The following is a 20,516-nucleotide window of genomic DNA, read 5'->3' as shown; positions in this document are numbered from 1 at the left end:
TATAAACTAGCAATTAGATTTACCAATACGATTAAAAATCAACAGTGTCAGGAAATACAACGCTCCGATGATGGCAACCAGTGTGCCTGCAGCAATTTGATTCGGAAACAAAATGACTTGTCCGAGCCAGTCAGCCCATAGCATTGACGTCCCTCCGATAAGGCTGGCAACGGCTATTTGTGATTTTACTTTTCGTGCACCTAACATATGGGCAAGGTGTGGAGCGACCAGTCCGACGAAAGATATCGGTCCCAGTGTCGCGGTGACGATTGCACAAAGTAACGCAACCAAAGTGAACAGGAAAATAGTGGTTTTGTTAATGTTAAGCCCACGGGACTGAGAAAATGCTCTCCCAATTGATAGCAGGGTCAGCGAGCGGGATGACAATAGAGCAAGTACCGTTAATAACAGTGTAAAAATGGCCAGAAGAACCGCTTGTTGATCTGTGACCCGATAAGTTGATCCTGACATCCATTGTATAATTTGGTAACTATCCTGATTTCCTTTTGCAAGAGAAAACTGAACCAATGCCTGTAGCAGTGCCGTTATTGATATTCCGGTAAGCACAAAGCTGGCCGGAGCGAACTGATGCCTTTTCCCTAAGAGAAGTAACGCGATTAATACGGTTCCGCACCCGGCAAAGGCGGTTAGCCATTGATTTACGGGTAAACTATGATTAATGAAAAGCGTTGATACGACCAGTAGGAAAGTGGCTCCGGAAGAAATCCCGAGAATATCAGGACTGGCCAGAGGGTTGTAGATAATCCGCTGTAAAATAACGCCGGCAACAGCGAGAGCTATGCCTGCCGATAGCGATGTCAGAGCTCTCGGCCAGCGTAGTTGCCATTGATACTCATCTGGCCATATCAGAGACCAGCTTGAGTTAGTTGGGTGGTATGTTATGTATAATAGTGCGGCTAACAAAAGAGCAGCCACTATCAGGGCAGTTCCATTTTTGCTGAAATATAGCCTTGAATTCGGAATGGATACCGAGAGCGCGTCCTGAGCCGTTAATTGTTTGCGGCTAAACCAGATTAAAGCGGGTGCGCCAATGGCTGCAGCAGTAACACCACTTGGTACGACCTGATTAAATATATGCGTTAACCATATTGATAATGTGTCGGTGATAACAAGCATTATGGAGCCGAGTATGGCACTAATAATCAGCTCTTGTCTGGCTGTTCGACCTCCCAATAATCTGGCTAAATTCGGCGATATCAAACCGATAAAGCCAATCAGTCCGACAACCGTAATAGAAGCAGATATTAACCACATGCCTATTAACATCAGTATGAAAAACACAGGTATAACGGATAATCCCCGTGCTTTTGCGCCATCCTTACCGAGACGGAGAAGGGATAATAGTCTGGGCGCAAATGCGAATAACGTAAACCCGACTAATAATTTGGGCCATAACCATGTTAATCCATCCCAGCCATTTTGAGCCAGATCTCCGGCTCCCCACATAAACACGGTTTCTGCATATTGCTGGTTTAGCAAAATAATAGCACTGGCAATTGCTCCGAGTAATAAATTAATGACCATTCCTGAAATGACGATAGGCAAGCCCGCCATATTCTGAAATCCGGCGATTATGATTATCAGGCCAAAGGCCATCATTGCACCACTCATTGCAGCTACCGAACTGTAATTGCTCGATAAATTGGGCCACCAGATACTAATGCAAACTAATGCAAGCCAGGCTCCGGATGATGTGCCCATTGTTAAAGGTGACATTAACGGGTTCTGGGTGAGCTGCTGCATCAGGCTGCCCACCGTTCCCAAAACCGCGCCAACGCAGATTGCTATTAGTAATCTGGGCAGTTGTGCATAAATGAAATTAATGTCATCAAAGGAACCAGCCAAATGAGGGGTGAGAATTAAGTTCAGTTGCTGATGAAAGGTCAAGACTTGCTGAATCTGTAAGCTTGCAACAGAAATACAAATCAATGCAAGTATACCCGTAAGGTAGCGTTTAATCATGATGCAAAAGCCATATTATTTATTGTCAGTCTGGTGATGGCCCGGTTATCCGGGATGAGATGAAGCGATTAAGCGCACACCACTGCCACTTTATTTATTTCCGAATTCTTTTGAGGAGAGGGATGGGGTATCAGAGTTATTGGTGTCTGATAAAGACTGGATAGCCTTTTTTCGTTTGCAAGAGATTTTATGGAACCATTAAATGCAATGGTACCCTGCTTTAAAGCGATGACATGAGAAGCGAATCTAAGAGTCAGATTCAGATCGTGCAAAATGACGATAATGCCACGTTGCTGGTCGTGGTTTAGTTTTGTCAGTAATGTCATTAACTGAAATTGATGGTGGATGTCCAGAGCTGATGTCGGCTCGTCTAAGATTAATATTGGTGATTGCTGAGCAAGTAGCATAGCAATCCATGCCCGTTGCCTTTCTCCTCCTGAAAGTTCATCAGCAAGAGTGTCAGAAAAACCATTTATTCCGGCCTGATTTATGGCCTGTGCTATTACGTTTTCATCATTTTTGTTCCATCGGCCAAGCAGTCCCCGCCATGGAAAGCGGCCTAAACGAACCAGTTCACGAACAGTTAAACCAGCACTGTTTGGTAGTTTTTGAGGTAAGTAGGCAATGGATTTAGCAAGTGTTTTCGTAGTAAACGATTTAATAGGTTTACCATCCAGATATATCTCTCCATTGTCTGGTTGGGTCAGCCCTGATAAGAGATTGACCAGTGTCGATTTCCCCGAGCCGTTATGACCCAGAATGACAGTGAGTTTGTCAGTGGGAATATTGAGTTGATCGACAGACAGAATAGTTCTGCTATTACGGATTACTTTAATATTGCTGAGCGAGAACATGCTGATCCTCAATTTTTATCTATATATTAATGATAATGGTTTCCATTATCGTTTATTGAGTATTTTACTGATAAATCATCTAATGAACAGATTTAATTACACCTAAATACCCCATTTTAATAAAAATACGAATTATTGCTATTATCATTAACTTTGTGTATGGTGAATTAATGTCTGCGTGTAAAGTTCTCTTATGTTTCAAAAATCCGATTCCCCTGAATCGCAGTTTATTTCTCTGATTAAGCAGTATGTCCCGGAAATGGAAGGGGTTGTGAAAGCCCCTGCTGTTAGTGAACTATGTTTGACGAAGAATAATCTGGATCTCATTCTCTCTTTATATCAATCGGTTAAAGAACAATACCCTGAAGCCGGTGGGGCGTATCATCAAGTCAGGACCTGGGGAATGATAACCTGGCAGCCAATCCTTCTTTCTCTCTTTGCTGCTCATGCTTTTAAAATGCAGCTTAAACATGATCAAATTGCTCAGAGAATGCGAGGAAGTTTCGTTTGTGGATATTCATTAGATGTTGGTTCTCTGAATGATTGTTCTCAGTCTGATTTGTTCTCTCTTATTGAGATAAATGGTCATCAGCTTAAACGCTGTCTGGATAACTATCTTAGTGAGGTTTGTCAGCTTTTCCCTATTAGGGTACAAGAGGCCCGAAGGTTAGCTGCTGACAGATTATTATCGACATTACTCTCGTTGAGGGGGTCGTTAATTAATGTGGATAATCAGCAGTTGTCCTCATTGGGAAAATGCTGGCTGAATGCCACCGGAATGAGTAACCAAAGTGGCTTTATGATGGTTGTTTCTGAAAATGGTGAAAAGGCGCTTGGACTAAAAAGAAAGGGCTGCTGCCTGCATTTTCGGACGAAAAATGGGGCATTATGTGCGACTTGCCCGAGGCAAAGGAAGGGTATACGGCACAGCAGTTAAAAAAGTGTCTGATGTTACAACCGGCGGAGCTCAGTAAATATGAGTATTGGAAGTTATTAACCAAACATTGAGTATGATATGAAAAGAATTATGTTGAAAACCGGTATCATTTTGTCTCTGACATTTTATGTATGTTCTGGTTGGGCATTCACTGTGAATGATAGTCTGGGCCAACATAAATTTGTTGCGCCGGCACAAAAAGTGGTCACATTAAATTGGGGGGCGACTGAAGAAGTGATCGAGTTGGGGGTTGTTCCTCTCGGCATTGCAGATATCAATGGTTATCAAGAATGGGTTGTTCATCCTCAGTTGCCGCAGAGTCAGGATGTTGGTAGCCGTAGCGAGCCTAATCTGGAAGTGCTTTATCATTTAAAACCAGACTTAATTATTATCGGCTCAGGCCAGAAGCAACTTCTTTCTCAGTTACAGAGTATTGCGCCTGTTCTGTATTTTGATAATTTCAGAAAGGATCATAATAACATACAGGCAATAGATGCTTCCTTTATTGAGTTAGCCCGGGCGTTAGGTAAAGAACAACAAGCTATAGAGCGACTTGACCGACGAGAAAAAAAGATTAAGCAGCTTTCTGATCAGTTACACAAAAAGTTTGGTTCTCATATCCCGGAAACAACATTAATTCGCTTTGCAAGTGAGTCACATGTCAGAGTTTACGGGAAAAACTCAACGGTTGAGGCGGCACTGAAAAAATTGGGAATAAAGTCAGCGCTTGATATTCAGCCATCCCAATGGGGGCAAGTGCAGCGGCCAATTACTGATTTATCTAAGATAAATAATGGGATAGTTCTCTATGTGGAACCGTTCCAATATGAGGCGAAATTAAAATCAATGCCATTATGGCGTTACTTACCGTTTGTTCAAAAGCATCATGTCGGTCCGGTTGGCCCGGTATGGACATACGGTGGTTCCATCTCAATTGAGTATATTGCTAAGGCAATTACTCATTCACTCCTGAATATCTCGTATTAGTAATTAAAGGACAGAAGCTTAATCCGTTCCAGATAGATAAATTCAATTCAAAATGCATTATAGCTGACCATATTGTAAATAATAATTGTAACGATAAGTATTATCATTTACGATCCAAAATTCTGCTGTTATCTCTTCATATTTTAATTATCTGACGGCAGGTTTTTAGTGAAAGGAGTTAGTTATGTTTATTCGTCTCAAGCCTCTCAATATGGCTGTTTTGATGGGATTAGCCGGGAGTTCATTTTCTTCAGTTGCTCATTCAGAAACGGATCAGAATTCCGTGGATGATGTGATTGAAGTGACTGCCAGTAAAACGGAAATGAATTCTTCGTATAAGCCTGAAGAAACATCATCAGCTACCGGATTATCGTTAAATGCATTGGAAACGCCTCAGGGATTAACGGTTATTTCCAGTGAACAAATGGATGACTTTGCCGTTGAAGATCTTAAAGATGCACTTGATATGGCTACGGGGGTGAATGTTGAACGGGTAGAAACCGACCGGACTTATTACAGTGCACGAGGTTTTGATATTACCAACTTTCAGTTGGACGGAACCGGAATTCCTTCAGTGTGGGGGCTTCAGTTAGGTGATGTTGATACAGCGATTTATGATCGGGTAGAAGTTGTTCGTGGTGCCAATGGGCTGACTTCCGCGTCCGGAATGCCATCCGCTACGGTCAATTTAGTCCGAAAGCGGCCAACCCGGGATTTTCAGGGGAAGTTAAAAGGAACGGTTGGTTCCTGGGATAAGCGTCGGGTCGAAGGTGATATATCCGGGGCCTTGAATGATGAGGGGACGGTCCGGGGCAGAATGGTTGGAGTATATGGGGATAAAAATTCCTATCTTGATCGGTATGGAAAAGAAAAGTATGTTTTTTATGGCATCGTTGACTGGGATATAACTGACCGTTCGACTGTCACTGTCGGTTATTCGGATGCGACAAATAAAGCGAAAAGCCCTATGTGGGGAGCCTTACCTTTTAGTGAAGATCGTTCGGGCTTTGATGTTTCCGCCAGTACCTCTGCGGATTGGGCATACTGGAATACTCATAATAAAAATGCGTTTGCCGAACTTGAACACCATTTCTCAAATGGCTGGACAGCTAAAACACGCTTGAATTACACCAAAATTAAGGGCGATAGTAAGCTGCTGTATATCTACGAAAGTTCCGGATTAAGGGCTTATTCATCTGCGTATGACAATGATGTTGATCAAACCTTGTTTGATGTCCAACTATCAGGAAATTATGAATTGCTCGGTCGTCAACATGAAGCCACATTTGGATATCAGTGGTTTCATTCTGCTGTCTGGGATTTGTCAGGCTATGGCCCGACCTTTGATTCGATTTCACTGAGTGAAGTGCTAAGTGGGAGCTATTCAGAGCCGGCATTGAATCAATCATTTGACGGTAGTAACTATGACCAGTATCAGAGGGGGGCTTTTGCCGCTACAAGATTAAGCATTACCGATAAGCTTTCTATGTTAATCGGTGGCCGGATGACGGCGGCCAGTATCGCCGGACTTGCATATGGTACCAATAAATCGTCTGATTTTGATTATCAGTTTGTCCCTTACGGTGGTATCACTTATGAAGTTGTTAATGATGTCATGCTGTATACCAGCTATTCAAAAGTATATGAACCGCAAAATAAATTCGACGAAAGCGGACAGGTTCTTGATCCCATTCAGGGAAATAGTATCGAAATTGGTGCGAAATCGAATTTTGCTAACGATAAGGCTTATGCATCTCTGGCATTGTTCAGAGCCAGTCAGGATAATGTTGCCGCCGTTGCTGGTACAAATGGTGGTACGACTTATTATACCGGAGAAGATGGTATTACCAGCAAAGGTGTAGAAGCGGAAGTCGCAGGGGAAGTGATTAAAGGACTTCAGGTTCAGGCCGGTTATACTTATACCGATGCTGAAGATCCGGATGGTTCCCGGGCTCTGACTTATACTCCGAGAAATCTGGTTAAAGTGTCCGGAACATACCGATTTGATGCAATACCAGAATGGAAAGTCGGGGCGACATACCATTGGCAGGATGGAGTATATAGTTCAACAAATGATTATCTACGACAAGGTGCTTATGGTGTGGTTGGTGTGATGACCAGTTATGATATTACCGATGATATTAAGGCATCTTTGAATATCAATAATGTAACAGATAAAAAATACCTTACCAGTACACGTTGGGGGCAATCATACTATGCTGCGCCACTTAATGCTGTCGCCAGCGTTAGTTGGAATTTCTGAATTGACTCTGTTTCATTTTCATAAGCAAGAAGACGAGCCAGCTGGGTCGTCTTCTTTGATAATATTAAACGAGAGTTTTTAGTACATCAGATAACCGTTGTTTATCCGTTTCATTCTGAGGATGATAAATATTTAACCGGCTGTTCGAATCCCCATTCACGTTCCACCATATCTGTTTGTCTAATGTTATTTTCCCTAATGACGCGTGTTTATGTATGTACGAAATTTCCTCCGGTTGCAGAACCGAATTGTTTTGCCAGGCTTGCTTAAACGTAGGGGATAATTCGACAAAACTGTCGATCTTTTGTTTCAGAATTTTATCATTTGAACGACTTGCTAATGTATTTCTGAGAAAACCGGCCATCCGGGATATCTGTATTTTCAGTTTATCTTCATTGTCAATGAGCAGGAATTGTTGCCAGTCCGGATTCATAATCGTTAAATGAAGATAATTTCTTTCGTCCGGGGGGAGAGTTTCCATAGGAAAACCGATCATGAGGCTAAACGATTCATTACAGGCGATGATATCCAGATAGTCATTCTGTAGTAATGCCGGGAGTGGATTGATTTGTGACAGCAGTTGAAAGGTATGGTCGGAAATTTTATTACGAGGAGAATTAACGGTGATTTCCGGAATGGAAGAAGCCAAATTGCAGATGTAGTTATATTCGGATTTGGTTAGCTGAAGCGTTTCAGCAATATCGGCAAGAACCTGAGTCGAAATCCCTGAGACTTGTCCGCGTTCAATTTTACTATACCAAATGGTACTGATGCCCGAATGATACGCGACGTCATCTCTCCTTAATCCTTTTGAACGGGTCCTCTTGAGTCTTGGTAACCCAATCATTTCAGGTTGTATACGTTCTCTTTTTGCGCGTAAAAAATCACCCAATAGCTTTAGATTATCACAATGCATTAATTCGTTACCCTATACAATTTATACGTATATAACCGCTTCCTTGTACAATATTGAACACCACTCATAATGTCTATGTTTATTTAAGTCGTTGATATAGAAGTACTCAGTTATCCTGCACACAGCTAAGTACCGGTAACGACGTATTAGTACTTTTTTCAGAAATGAAATCAGTCATATGAGTTGAGGTTAAACAGGGTTATGAATAACAAATTACATGGTCCGCTATTTCTGGCGATTCTTAGTACACTAATGGCTTTTGCGTCGTTGTCGACAGATATTTATCTGCCGGCTATGCCGATGATGGCAACTGAGTTAAAGGGTGATGTTGAATTAACGGTCACGGGTTTTCTTATTGGCTTTGCATTGGCTCAATTGGTTTGGGGACCAGTCAGTGACGCTCTGGGGCGCCGTATTCCTCTGTTTATCGGTATGGCTATGTTTATCGTCGGCTCTGCCGGATGTGCATTGTCGGCAGATATCCAGCAAATGGTGTTCTGGCGGGTATTTCAGGCATTTGGAGCTTGTACCGGTCCAATGCTGGCACGAGCGATGATCCGGGACTCATTTACCCGTATCCGTTCTGCTCAAATGCTATCAACATTACTTTTCATTATGGCCATTGCGCCAATTGCCGGCCCTTTAGTTGGGGGGCAAATTATTAAGGTCTCGAGCTGGCACACGGTTTTCTGGTTATTGGTGGTGATAGGTTTATTCATGTTTCTTTCATTATTTACTTTACCGGAAACGTTGCCACAGGAGGAACGTGTAAAAGCCTCTTTGCCGGGCGCTTTTCGCAACTATTTAGCTTTGCTCCGTAATCGTCTGTTTATGCGCTATACACTATGCTTAACGTTTTTCTATGTTGCTGCGTATGCCTTTATGACGGGGTCTCCATTTGTTTACATCGATTTTTTTGGTGTTGCGCCTCAGTATTATGGCTGGCTGTTTGCCCTTAATATCGTTGGTGTTATGGGGGTAAGCCTGATAAACCGACGTCTTGTTCTGCATTTTCCGCTGGAAAAATTACTTAAATTTGCCGTGATCATATCGGCGCTTGCTACCCTGACATTGGCATGTTGTGTGAAGTTACAACTTGGGGGCATCATTGCGGTTGTCATAACAGTCTTTTTATTTTTCTCGATGAATGGTGTGATTGCGGCAAACTCAACCACGGCCGCCCTAGATGCGGTACCGTCATTGGCCGGTTCGGCATCGGCATTGATTGGTTCATTACAGTACGGGAGTGGTATTATCTCTACGCTTTTACTCGCGTTTTTTTATGATGGTACGCCGTGGACGATGTCATGGATAATGCTGCTTTTCACTATTGCCAGTGTTGTAACACTCCTGCTTCCCATGTCTGCAAGTACCTCTGCGCCTGAAATTTCTGTCGCTACGGGAAGATCTAAACATTCTTGGTATAATAGTCGACAATAGTTAATATTTTGTTTAGTTCATTATAACTAACATCTTTGCGGCAAATAGCATAAGATACACGGCCTTTATTTAGCACTGAGCCACTCATCGTAATGACAGATAACACACAGCAAGTGACATTTATCGATCTTGGTTTGATTCCAACCATAGTCGAGCGATTAGAATCCCTGGAATATAGTCAACCGACTCCAATTCAATCTCATACTATTCCTTATGTACTTGAGGGGCGGGATATTGTTGGTGGGGCTAACACCGGTTCTGGTAAAACCGCCGCGTTTGCATTGCCAATTTTGCAGAAGATCTACCAGCAAGATATAACACCTAATCGTCGTGGCAACTTCGTGTCTCATCTGATTTTGGTTCCAACTCGTGAGTTGGCATCACAGGTGGCTTACAACATTAAATCCTACTCGTACCATCTTAGAGATAAGATCAAAACGGTTGCAGTATTTGGTGGCGTATCGGTGAATCCTCAAATGCAGGCTCTTCGTGGTGGTAGTGACGTCATTGTCGCAACTCCGGGCCGATTACTTGATTTGGTATCTGGCAACGCCATCAGGTTGGACCAGGTAAAGACACTCGTCCTCGATGAAGCCGACCGTATGTTGAGCCTCGGATTTACAGACGAACTCAATAAGATTCTTGCACTACTACCTGAGAAGAAGCAGACACTGCTGTTTTCTGCCACCTTCCCTGAAAAAGTTACGAGCTTAGCTAAAGACTTGCTGCACGATCCCGTTGAAGTCCAGTTACAAAATGCGGAAGCCAGCACGTTGGTACAGCGAGTGTTTAGTGTCAACAAAGGTCAGAAGACGGCAGTACTTGCACACCTCATCAAACAGCATCAGTGGAGACAGACTCTGATTTTTGTTAATGCCAAGAATGCCTGTAACCATTTGGCTCAAAAACTGTCAAAACGCGGCATCACGGCAGAGGTTTTTCATGGTGATAAGGGGCAGGGGGCTCGTACTCGTGTGCTTGAAGGGTTTAAGTCTGGTGAGATTCAAGTACTTATAGCTACCGATATCGCCGCTCGTGGTCTTGATATCGAAAAACTACCGGTGGTTATTAACTTTGACCTTCCACGAAGTCCTGCTGACTATATGCACCGAATCGGGCGTAGTGGTCGTGCGGGCGAAGTCGGCCTTGGGTTATCGCTTATCGATTACGATGACTATCACCACTTTAAAGTGATCGAGAAGAAAAATAAGTTCCGGCTTGAGCGTGAGCAGATTGAGGGTTTTGAAGTGGAAGATGATCAAAGCGAAGCCTACTTTGCACCGATGAAACCACGTGCAAAGCCTGCCGGTACGGGTAAAAAGAAGAAAAAGCGCAATCAGTAGAATGCAGTTGATGGGAGAGAGGGTTCGCGAATTTGCTATTTTAATGCCTTAGATTTTCGGGAACATTTTCGTTTACACCTTAATAATAAAAGTTGCAATAAGATGCATTTTTGTATAATCAATTACATAAACAAGTTAACAGATTGAATAGCACCTATTGGCTGTCATTTCCGGACGGGAAGAAAATGAGTTATCAGCCTAATTTGTTAATGCTGTACATGCCTTGGACTTTACTATCATGATAAGGAAATCGCTCTTATGAATATTGCATCCAATCCCATTTGGTTCGTTGAACCTCAGACCGGCTACCAGATTAATTCGACGGCCATCAGTGCTGATGGCAGTGTCTGTTTACTTGGTACTTCCCGGGAATACGATTCAGGTCAGTTTGCCGTTTATTGCTATGACAGTAATAAGAACCTTTTGTGGAGCAAACCGATTACGGACTCCGAAGTGTATCAGGGCGTGTTCTGGGTTGCTGTCAGTGCCAATGGCCAGTATGGTGCTGCGGGAGGGATAAAGAAAACACAGACGTCAGGTACGAAAAAGGCTGTTAGGTTGATAGCTAGAGATGACTCAGAGAGTACCGACAATGGCTTTTTGAATATCTATGATATGAGTACCGGAGAAAACCTTTTAGCGCTGAGTTGTGCTAGCAGGGTCAACCAGGTTGCGATGTCAGACGATGGTTCAACACTTGTTGCCGTGGCAGGGAGTGAAGTTATCCTTTGTCAGAAGGTTGGAGGCGATTTTGAGCGAGTCGCTGTGGAAGACCTGGGTTCACAGTACGGTCAGTCGTGTCAGCTATCTGCTGACGGGTGTCATGCAGTAGTCGGTACGACCAATTACGATGAAAACAAAGATAATGGGTATACCGGTCAGGTCCTGACTTACAGCACAGCGAACCAAACCCTTACACAAACTGCACTTTATCAGGCTGATGTGGGAATTCAGCGAGTGGCTTTGTGCAGTGATAGTAGCTGGTGGGCTGCATCGACACACAGCGGTCAGCTTTTTGCGTTTTCTGCTAATGTTAAAAGTGGTTCGTTACCTGTTTGGACATTTACCCCTGATGATAAGGATGTCAGCCTTTCTTATGCGGTTGCCATCGGTCGGAAAGACGAGGTGGTTTACTTCACTTTAGGAGTGAACCTGCATAGTGAGAATGCCGGAGGGCGTTTGTATACTATGCAGTGTCAGGCCAGCTCGCCCGAGGGTAGTATGCCGACTCCATGCTGGCAGCACGATATTACCTATGGTGTTAATCCTGGAGTTAATATGGATAGGAATGCTGAATACGTTACTGCCACTGATGGTCAGCCGGGTTCTAAAAGTGATAAAGATGAATCAGCCGGTGATTTCTACTTGTTTAAGGTTAACGATAATAGTAATCCTCTGCTTTGGTCCTATAAAACAGATCAGATGAACTGGCCGATGTCTATCAGCGCGAATGGCAATGCCATCTTCGGTGCGAGTGATAACGGCTACGCATATTTCTGGGCATAAAGCCAAACAGATGTAGGACTCTTTGTAATCTCTGTCATCACACTTGGCAGAGATTATGTGAACCGCTTCTTATTGAAGAAAACGATTTGTTCCATAGCAATTTAATAGAGAATTACTCCGGTAGATATCTTCGCAAATTTTCTATACATTTTTGATAGCCATACGACTTTTGCCTGAATGTTCACTTAAAGTTGTTATTCATCGAGCCATGAATCAGAACCCACAATTAGACAAATATAACTTTAATTGCTAATGATAATAGAATTATGCCTGAGATTTTATCAATCAGAGATGCTTTAGCTCGTATTCTATCGATCACCGTTCTATTTGAAAGAATAATCGCTATCAATGTATACCAAAGGCCATCTAGTAAGGGAGGAATAACTGAAATTATCGCCTTATCTTGTATTGTTTGAGATACTCCAATAAATTGACTGAATAATGCAATGAAAAACAGTGCTATTTTCGGATTCAAAATTGATATAGCAAGCCCATCTCTTATCGCTTCAAGGATGCTACCTTTTTCTCCAGACTTAAGTTTGTCCTCTATTCCCCCTTTCGATAGAAAAGAACGAGTACCTAAATAAGCTAAATAAATGGCGCCTAGATAAGTTATTAATTTAAACACTAAAGATGAATGTTCAAGCACTATTGATAAGCCACTAATTGTCAATATTGCGTAAACGAATATACCTAATGAGTGTGACCATGCAGTTGTTACTCCGTATAAACGTCCCCCGGAAAGTGAATGCCTGGCTACAACAGCAAGGCTAGGACCCGGAGACATTGCACCGAGTAAACAAATACTCAATAAGGTACCAAAGAATGTTAATGTCATGATTTTTCCCTTTTTTGGTGAGGATAATGGAACCAGAGCATGTAGGGAAATCATAATTAATCATGATTAGTATGATCTATGGTAATAATGTTGTTAATTTGAACAGTTTGGAGATATCACGATAGATGGATAGAATTTTCGTTATCTTGCATTGAAAGTACAATTTGTTCCCTTACCCATTTGTGGCTGACGTCATTATCAAATTTTGGATGCCAAATTAGCCAATATTTATTGATTCCCATATCAAAGGGGAGGTTTTTATGCGTTATAGACCAGAACTTTGATAGGTTTTTAGCTATGTGCAGTGGAACAACCATTAAAGCATCAGTTTGTACCAATCGACTGACAGCTGCAGTAAAAAATGGTACCTGAAGATAAATTTCCCGATGATGGTTCAATAAGCTTAACTGCTGATCAACAATTGAGTCTTTATCTGCTCCACCTGTAATTTTTATATAGGGATATGATAGTAGCTCATTAACACTTATATTCTTCTTACTCGACAATGGATGCTTTTTGCGCATTACAAGAACAGAATAGTCACTTCCTATGAATAGACTCGATACTCCATGGGGCTTTTCTGGAAGCATTGTTGACGCAATATCGATACCTAACTCGTGCAATCGCTCAATATTTACCGGATTCCATAGCTGGTAATTGATTTTCAGCTGTGGAGCTAATAAATTGAGTCTAGAGCAAATGCTGGGTAAGACATATTGGGCAACATAATCACTGGATGAAATGATCAATTCTCCTGACCAATTTTCAGGTTCAAATGTTATGTCAGACAATAAGTGTTCAAAATCTCCCAAGAACGAGTCTAATTTTGCTTTAAGTATTTCGGCTTTAGGAGTCAGAACATAATAATTTGAACTGCGTACTAGTAAGTCGTCGTTACACATTTCCCTTAACTGAGCTAACTGTCTACTAACTGCTGATTGGGATATGTGAAGCCGCTTTGCTGCATTACTTACATGGGCTTCTTGTAAGAGTATATGGAGTGATTTCAATAAATTTAGATTGGTATTTTGAAACATAATTGGGTGCTCAAATATCCTAATTTTTTATGCCTTATGAATAATGTACTACTGACCTTATACAGCCGATCCTGATGTTATCATGTAAATAAACTTTTAGTGTTGAAAGAGATCTGAATCAGTAGTTTAAGGCATGTTGGTAAGCAATTTTCCTATACAAAAAGTAATTTATTGCTCGCTAATTTAGTAAAGTTCCTATCACTAAATTGTCCATCAGCGTGTCAGCGAGATCTTAGCTGACACGAATCTGCCCCATTCCAGTTTAGTTCTGGCTTTCCCATAAACTTTATTCTGAATTTTTTTGACCTAATTTGTTTAATACACATATATGACCTAGATTGTATATGTAATTGGCAATTTAAATATAGCTACAATCTACATTACTTCGCTTTAGTAAGGAGGTCATTATGACAAAAGGTGGTAGTTCAAAAGGTGGAAGCGGTGGTAAAAGCGGAGGCAGAGGGCCATCCAGTCATCCAGGTCCGGGTGGTAATTGGCCAAGTACCTCTGGGAATCCTTCTGGAGGTGGTCGTGGTAACGCACCATCAAAAGGGAAATAAGTATTACAATGTACCAGTTGATTTCTACGGCTGGCACAGAACTGCCCCATTCGAAGTTAGAAAGTAGGCATCGTATTCATATCGAATATCAGTTTTGCAATATTTATTCTACTGATACGTTCGGTTTGAATCGGGCTATAACGTTACCTTTGATGAAAATTTAATTATTAATTATATGATTTAATAGGTAATAATAATTTATAAAAAAATAAGTATCTATTATGTGTATATCGTGTATAGTACTGACAGCTCTAACAGTGAGCTATTGATAAAATATTTAGTTCAAGTACTTCTCAGTTTTTTTTCGATTTAATTCGTCATATTTATCCTGCGATACCTTTTTCTTCATTCCTTATTTAGTAGCTTTCTTTTTAATTTAATCAATGTATCGAGATATATATGTCAAATAAAGTAACTGGTTCAGTAAAATGGTTTAACGAAACAAAAGGCTTTGGATTTATCACACCTGATAACGGTGGTGCAGATTTATTTGTTCACTTCAGATCAATCGCTAGCGAAGGTTTCAAAACATTAGCTGAAGGCCAAAAAGTCGCCTTTAACGTAGAACCAGGTAACAAGGGCCCACAAGCAGGCAACGTTACTCTAGTATAAATATTTTCAGAAAGCTTTTTCCTATATGGAGAAAGCTTTTACTTTACAACTTAATAAGGAGTCCGATGACTAAAAAAACTAATCGAAAGACATATTGGTATTATGTTCTGCGCGAGCAGAGAATAGTTAAAGAACAAAAGATTAATTGTTCATAATAAAATATAGCCTTCATCATGGTAATGACTTCTTAGTCTGCCGTCATACATCAGTTAAATAGCGATGTATTAAAACGTTATATTCTTCCTAGATTAAATACCTGCATCTTTTATCTCAGCATTTTTTGAATTGGAAAATCTTGGTGAAATTAAAGATTCCATAGGGAGTTTTTTTGACGGGGGCATATTCAAATTAGAGAAGGAGATTGAGCTTTGAAAAAAACATCAACGAGTTCTAAATCCAAGACTGCCAAAGTCGTGGAACCTAGTACAGATGAAAGCTCTGATAGCATTCATAAGATAAGAAAAAAAATCGAAAACATTTTGTTGGAACGAGAACATAGAAAACTTTGGGATTTATAAGGCAAAGATCAATATGAGAAAACCAGTAAGAAAATCGAGTAAAAAAATACAAAAAAACAATTTTGAAGAGCGATTTACTGTTATGGTCAAAGAATATCAAGAAGCTAAAGAAGTTCTTGAATCTATGGCAGAAGGTACTTCAGAGTATATAAATCAGAAAAAAATATGCGATAAACTATTTGCCAATGCTGAACGATATATCAATAAAAATTAAAAAGCTGCAATGATTTCCATTTGTTTTATCTAAGATTCCCAAAATATATTAATTAATAGTTATCTTCTCTATCAGCCATTTTTTGTAAATGTGGCTACCAGCCCACAGTGATGTTTACCATATCCTTTAACACGGATGGGAGGTCAACATGGAAGGTGTTCAAAATATTTTTCCTAATCTGTTCAAGTCAGGTTAGTGCTACAGTTCTAACAAACTTTTGTCCATTTTTGAGTTAAGTTGTGTGTATCAGAAACCGCATGAAGGAATCAAAAAATTAGCATTCTTAATTTGAAATTAATCGGAATGGGGTAAGAGTAAATGGTACAAATTGCGATGACGAGAGACTAACCCAATTCAGGCAGTCTCTCGGTTTATCGTGTTTTAGTCCATTTCTGTCATTGCGGTTTTACCTGCAATACGGCCAAACGTAAAGATGTCTGCCAGGGCATTACCCCCCAGACGGTTACCTGCATGGATACCACCTGCGACTTCACCTGCGGCATAAAGATGCTTGATTGGCTGGTTGTTTTCATCCAGAACGCGTGTGGCGGTGTCAATTTTAAGCCCACCCATCGTATGGTGAACGGCCGGTTGACGAGGTGTCGCGTAGAAAGGGGCTTTTTCCACTTTCAGGCTAAATGTATCCTTGTGGAATTCAGGATCTTCACCGGCTTCAACATAGCTGTTGTATTTGTTCACCGTATCAACAAGTACCGCTGGATCCATACCGGCTTGAATGGCTAACTCTTCAAGCGTATCTGCTCTGAATAACGTGCCAGCTTCTACCTGGCGATCAATTTTCTCCTGACTGGTGTTTGCCGCTGTTTTCTTAATTTCATCATCAGCAATCAGATAAAAAAGTCCGCCTTCTGCCAGTGCGGCTTTCGTCAATACATCACGACCTGCAAACTCATTAATAAAACGTTCACCCTGTTTGTTCACAATCACGAAGTTTTCCGGCGGTACCTGAAGGCCACTGAACAGCTCACCCGTGTTCGGGTCAGCGACCGGCATCATCTGAGTGAAGCCCATGCCAGTCAAACCAGCACCGACTGATTGACCAAGAAGAATACCGTCACCGGTCATTGCGTAAGAGTTGGTTGTTTTGATGTCATCTGCGATGTTGCTCCAGTAGGTGTTGTACTGTTGTAACATCTTGGTGTTCGCACCAAAACCGCCACTTGCCAGCACTACCGCTTTAGCATGTACTGTAATTTTCTGACCATTCTCACCGGTTGCGATCATGCCTTTTATTTCGCCGTCTTCGATGAGGAACTCTTTGGCCGGGCTGTCAGTAATTATGGTGCCGTTCATTTTTTCAATGTATTCACTCAAGGCAAGAATGAAAGCAGTACCGTATTTTTTAACGGGTTTATGACCACGACGCCATAAGGCACCAACCGGTGCAAACACGATGGATTTGTCGTATTCCACACCGATATCTTCAAGCCATTGAACACTCTCTAAAGCATGGTCGGTTAAGATCTTAACCAGATCGTACTGGCCATAGATTTTATTTCCCTGAAGGTCAGTACGTTTGCCGCCGAAGTAAGTTTGCATTCTGTGAAGCAGAGGAGAATCAAACAGATAGCCTTTTCTTTCGCCAAACTCAGCCTGATAGTTCGCGAATTCATCTTTCAGAGCACGGAAATCTGCACGGTATTCTTCGTGAATCTCGCTCTCATCTTTGCTCACCAAAGCCTCGATTGTATGGCGTTCCCCCGGGTTTTCATCGAAAGTATGTTGCCATTCCGGGTCTGCCGCATTGATTGGCCCACCGGTACGAATCGTGTTACCACCTACTGCCGGGTATTTTTCGAGGACAATGGCGCTCTTACCTTGCTGAAGAACGGTTGCCGCAGCACTTAATCCAGCGCCGCCGCCGCCAATAACAACGACATCACAAGTGTACTCTTCGTCACCTTTATTCAGGCTGCTTGCGGGTTTAGGACGTTTTCTTAAAATGTCAGGGTTAACCCCCGCTAATTTCACCGCCTTAGCCACACCATTAAGAACCGCATTACTGGTTTCTGATGCGCCAGACAGTGCGTCAACATTCAGAGTTTGACCTTCGATGATTTTATCGGGGATGCGGACAAAAACAACATCTGCCAGACCTTCTGTCTCACCAGCGGTATCGATATCGATGCTTTCAATTTTCTTCTCGCTGAAGGCAACTTTCATTGGCAGAGCACCACCATGACCGATTGCATCCACTTCATAGGTACCTGGTGCAAATGAGAAATCTTCTTCTTCATTTAACTGGTTGGAAATCTTAGCAAAACGCATAAATCTCAAGAAGCAGATTTCCAAAAAGTCGATAGTGCTTTCACTGTTTAGTTGATCATTTTCATCAAAGGCTTTGTGGGCATTGCCCAGCAAGAATTCGTAGCCAGGCATGACGTTAGCATTCACCCCCGGAGCATCCAATATCTGACGAAGGTGTAGCTGTGCTCGTGAAGAACCCTGAGAATCAATAGAAGCCCCCAGAATCATAACGGGTTTCCCATCCAGAGGATGAAGCTCATAGCTTAGCCATTCAAGCACACTTTTCAGACTGGATGGTATTGAGTGGTTATATTCTGGCGTAGCAATAATGACACCGTCACTTGCTTCTATTTTTTCGTTAATTGACAATAGTTGTGGATTGTTAGATGGGTTGTCCTGATTAAACATCGGAACTTCGTTGATTTCTAACAGTTCAATTTCAGCCTTGTCTTTAAAATGCGCTTGCATAAACTGAAGCAGTTTTCGGTTGTAAGACTTTGGAGACGTGGTTCCGACGATTGCTGTAAATTTCATTTCTCTTATGCCTCCTGAGTTTGCCAGGCGAATTTTTTCGCTTTTTTGATTACAGACTTTTCTGATAACAGTTTTGTAATAAGATCTGTAAACAGAACAAATTCTCTAAAAATCTCATCGAGCTCTTCTACTTTGTCTTCATAGACCAGAGTGCCTCCGGCATTAAACGCTGCTTGTGATCTTCCTAACAGAAATTCACTGCTTGGCATAATACGGGCTGCTAATTCAGGGGAATCGAGAATTTGACGAAGATGAGCCTGAGCACGTGAAGAACCCAGAGAGCCGTGAGAAGCACCGACAATCAGGACGGGTTTATCAGTCAATGCCTGACTGGTATAGCTGATCCATTCCAATACACTTTTTAAGGATGCCGTAATCGTGTGATCGTACTCCGGTGTCGCAATAATCACACCATCTGCCTGACGGATTTTTCCGGAAAGCGCTTCGACTTCCTGAGGAACCTGATCTTCATCTGCTTCGTAAAAAACGGGAAGGTCTTTGATTTCAAAGAGTTCTATCTGAGCTTCTTCTTTGAAGTGCTCCTTCATGAATTGCAATAACATACGATTTGTTGACACCTTTGAGTTGGTGCCCACAATGGCTAAGTAGTTCATATCAGACCGTTCCTATCTTATAAAACCATAATTACTATCTGGGTATTGTTTTACCACAGTATTCAAAAGCTATCTAATAGCTGGTTATTCATACTTGATAAGTAATTTGTTATAGTCCCGGTATCATTGAGTTGAAGAGGGGGTGGGTATGTCTAAGTATCGTAATCAAAACACATTATTTTACATCGATGCTTTGTTAAAATTCAGTAATTACAGTAAGGCTGCAGACTCCCTTTATATTTCTCAACCATATTTAACTCAGGTGATTAAACGGATTGAAAATGAGCTGGATTGTCAAATCATAAACCGAAGCGAGCTGCCCTATCGTTTAACAGAGCAGGGCAAGGTTTACTATGATTATCTTGGTTCCCTTGAGACGGTTTATTCCAATATGCGCAGAAAAATTACTGCGATAACGGATATGAATAAACAGACCATAAAAATTGGTATTTTGCCCAGTATAGGTACTTATTTGATACCACTTTTTTTACCCAAATTTTTGTCTCTCTTTCCCGAATGTCAGATAGAGCTGGTGGAAGATATCCCCGAAAACAATGAGAAGCGTCTTATGAATGGGGAGATCGATTTCTGGGTTGGGCAGAACTCAAGTAATCTTGCTCCCAATCTTCTGGCGGTATCCTGGGGAAAGCACCGGTATTATGCCGTTATACCTAAATCCTGTGAGTTGTATCAGGAAGAGACTGCCATTATTGAACCAGACTCTATAGCGATAGAGGATTTATTACGACAAAAGCTTGTTTTAACGTCTAAAGGCTCTGCGATCCGAATGCAGGTCGATCACTTATTAAGTATTTATAAGATAAAGCCCGATATTGTGATTGAAAGCAGTGAAATCGCCACAGTAAAACATCTTGCAATGGCGAATATGGGGGTCACGTTTGTCCCTGAAAGTCTGCCGTTAGAATCTTGCCCATCGAAGTACAACATCTATATTCTGCCTGTGGACCGGTTAAACATCGATTATTTTATTGCCCATCTGGGTAACAGGGAACTCTCAGTGCCGGATACAGGACTGCTTGATTCGTTCCTTCGTTATAAAGACACGGCCCATTACTGATACTTTTAAGGAAA

The 20,516-nt window shown here is 41.7% G+C and carries 17 protein-coding genes; 10 read left to right on the top strand and 7 right to left on the bottom strand.

The window, feature by feature from the left end:
- Positions 1-6 precede the first annotated feature (6 nt).
- The gene (fhuB, locus tag LRQ06_RS19805; RefSeq protein ID WP_232768768.1) at positions 7-1,983 is read right to left on the bottom strand and encodes a Fe(3+)-hydroxamate ABC transporter permease FhuB; all 1,977 of its coding nucleotides are present in this window, start codon (positions 1,981-1,983) and stop codon (positions 7-9) included.
- A gap of 68 nt (positions 1,984-2,051) precedes the next feature.
- Positions 2,052-2,837 (bottom strand): ABC transporter ATP-binding protein, encoded by a 786-nt coding sequence (locus LRQ06_RS19800; protein ID WP_232768767.1) that lies wholly within the window; start codon positions 2,835-2,837, stop codon positions 2,052-2,054.
- A gap of 193 nt (positions 2,838-3,030) precedes the next feature.
- Here LRQ06_RS19800 and LRQ06_RS19795 point away from each other — a divergent pair, with 193 nt between their 5' ends.
- From LRQ06_RS19795 to LRQ06_RS19785, 3 genes are all read left to right on the top strand, one after another.
- Positions 3,031-3,774, top strand: a complete 744-nt coding sequence (locus LRQ06_RS19795) for a siderophore ferric iron reductase (protein ID WP_232768766.1) — start codon at positions 3,031-3,033, stop codon at positions 3,772-3,774.
- 78 nt (positions 3,775-3,852) lie between these two features.
- On the top strand, positions 3,853-4,761 hold the full coding sequence (locus LRQ06_RS19790; RefSeq protein WP_232768765.1) for an ABC transporter substrate-binding protein: 909 nt from the start codon (positions 3,853-3,855) through the stop codon (positions 4,759-4,761).
- 184 nt (positions 4,762-4,945) lie between these two features.
- Complete coding sequence (locus LRQ06_RS19785; protein ID WP_232768764.1) at positions 4,946-7,024, top strand: TonB-dependent siderophore receptor; 2,079 nt, start codon at positions 4,946-4,948, stop codon at positions 7,022-7,024.
- A 64-nt stretch (positions 7,025-7,088) separates the two neighbouring features.
- Here the strand turns inward: LRQ06_RS19785 and LRQ06_RS19780 are convergent, their stop codons facing one another.
- The gene (locus LRQ06_RS19780) at positions 7,089-7,940 is read right to left on the bottom strand and encodes a helix-turn-helix transcriptional regulator (protein ID WP_232768763.1); all 852 of its coding nucleotides are present in this window, start codon (positions 7,938-7,940) and stop codon (positions 7,089-7,091) included.
- Positions 7,941-8,141: 201 nt separating this feature from the next.
- On the opposite strand from LRQ06_RS19780, the gene LRQ06_RS19775 reads away from it, so the two are divergent.
- The 3 genes from LRQ06_RS19775 (at position 8,142) to LRQ06_RS19765 (ending at position 12,229) form a co-directional block, all read left to right on the top strand.
- A complete protein-coding gene (locus tag LRQ06_RS19775) occupies positions 8,142-9,380 on the top strand; it encodes a multidrug effflux MFS transporter (RefSeq protein ID WP_232768762.1) in 1,239 nt (412 codons plus the stop codon).
- 92 nt (positions 9,381-9,472) lie between these two features.
- Positions 9,473-10,723, top strand: a complete 1,251-nt coding sequence (locus LRQ06_RS19770) for a DEAD/DEAH box helicase (RefSeq protein WP_232768761.1) — start codon at positions 9,473-9,475, stop codon at positions 10,721-10,723.
- A gap of 258 nt (positions 10,724-10,981) precedes the next feature.
- Positions 10,982-12,229, top strand: coding sequence for a hypothetical protein (locus tag LRQ06_RS19765; protein ID WP_232768760.1), 1,248 nt, complete (start codon positions 10,982-10,984; stop codon positions 12,227-12,229).
- 226 nt (positions 12,230-12,455) lie between these two features.
- On the opposite strand, the gene LRQ06_RS19760 is transcribed toward LRQ06_RS19765, so the two are convergent.
- Together LRQ06_RS19760 and LRQ06_RS19755 are read right to left on the bottom strand one after the other, a co-directional pair.
- Positions 12,456-13,067 (bottom strand): LysE family translocator, encoded by a 612-nt coding sequence (locus LRQ06_RS19760; protein WP_232768759.1) that lies wholly within the window; start codon positions 13,065-13,067, stop codon positions 12,456-12,458.
- A 116-nt stretch (positions 13,068-13,183) separates the two neighbouring features.
- Positions 13,184-14,104, bottom strand: a complete 921-nt coding sequence (locus tag LRQ06_RS19755) for a LysR family transcriptional regulator (RefSeq protein ID WP_232768758.1) — start codon at positions 14,102-14,104, stop codon at positions 13,184-13,186.
- Between the two features lie 407 nt (positions 14,105-14,511).
- Here LRQ06_RS19755 and LRQ06_RS19750 point away from each other — a divergent pair, with 407 nt between their 5' ends.
- The 3 genes from LRQ06_RS19750 (at position 14,512) to LRQ06_RS19740 (ending at position 16,008) form a co-directional block, all read left to right on the top strand.
- A complete protein-coding gene (locus LRQ06_RS19750; RefSeq protein ID WP_232768757.1) occupies positions 14,512-14,664 on the top strand; it encodes a hypothetical protein in 153 nt (50 codons plus the stop codon).
- A gap of 399 nt (positions 14,665-15,063) precedes the next feature.
- Positions 15,064-15,276 (top strand): transcription antiterminator/RNA stability regulator CspE, encoded by a 213-nt coding sequence (gene cspE, locus LRQ06_RS19745; protein WP_232768756.1) that lies wholly within the window; start codon positions 15,064-15,066, stop codon positions 15,274-15,276.
- Between the two features lie 531 nt (positions 15,277-15,807).
- Positions 15,808-16,008, top strand: coding sequence for a hypothetical protein (locus LRQ06_RS19740; RefSeq protein WP_232768755.1), 201 nt, complete (start codon positions 15,808-15,810; stop codon positions 16,006-16,008).
- 381 nt (positions 16,009-16,389) lie between these two features.
- Here LRQ06_RS19740 and crdB read toward each other — a convergent pair whose 3' ends face one another.
- Entirely contained in the window at positions 16,390-18,810 is a 2,421-nt protein-coding gene (gene crdB, locus LRQ06_RS19735; RefSeq protein WP_232768754.1) for a flavocytochrome c, read from the bottom strand.
- 5 nt (positions 18,811-18,815) lie between these two features.
- Complete coding sequence (crdA, locus tag LRQ06_RS19730; protein WP_232768753.1) at positions 18,816-19,424, bottom strand: NADPH-dependent FMN reductase; 609 nt, start codon at positions 19,422-19,424, stop codon at positions 18,816-18,818.
- Between the two features lie 148 nt (positions 19,425-19,572).
- Between crdA and LRQ06_RS19725 the strand changes: the two genes are divergently transcribed.
- Positions 19,573-20,502, top strand: coding sequence for a LysR family transcriptional regulator (locus tag LRQ06_RS19725; protein WP_232768752.1), 930 nt, complete (start codon positions 19,573-19,575; stop codon positions 20,500-20,502).
- Positions 20,503-20,516: the final 14 nt, after the last annotated feature.

It is taken from the genome of Vibrio salinus (genome assembly GCF_021272385.1).
Taxonomy (GTDB): Bacteria; Pseudomonadota; Gammaproteobacteria; order Enterobacterales; family Vibrionaceae; genus Vibrio; species Vibrio salinus.
The sequence above is the reverse complement of the archived record's forward strand: the minus strand, read 5'-3'. Positions and strand labels throughout refer to the sequence as shown.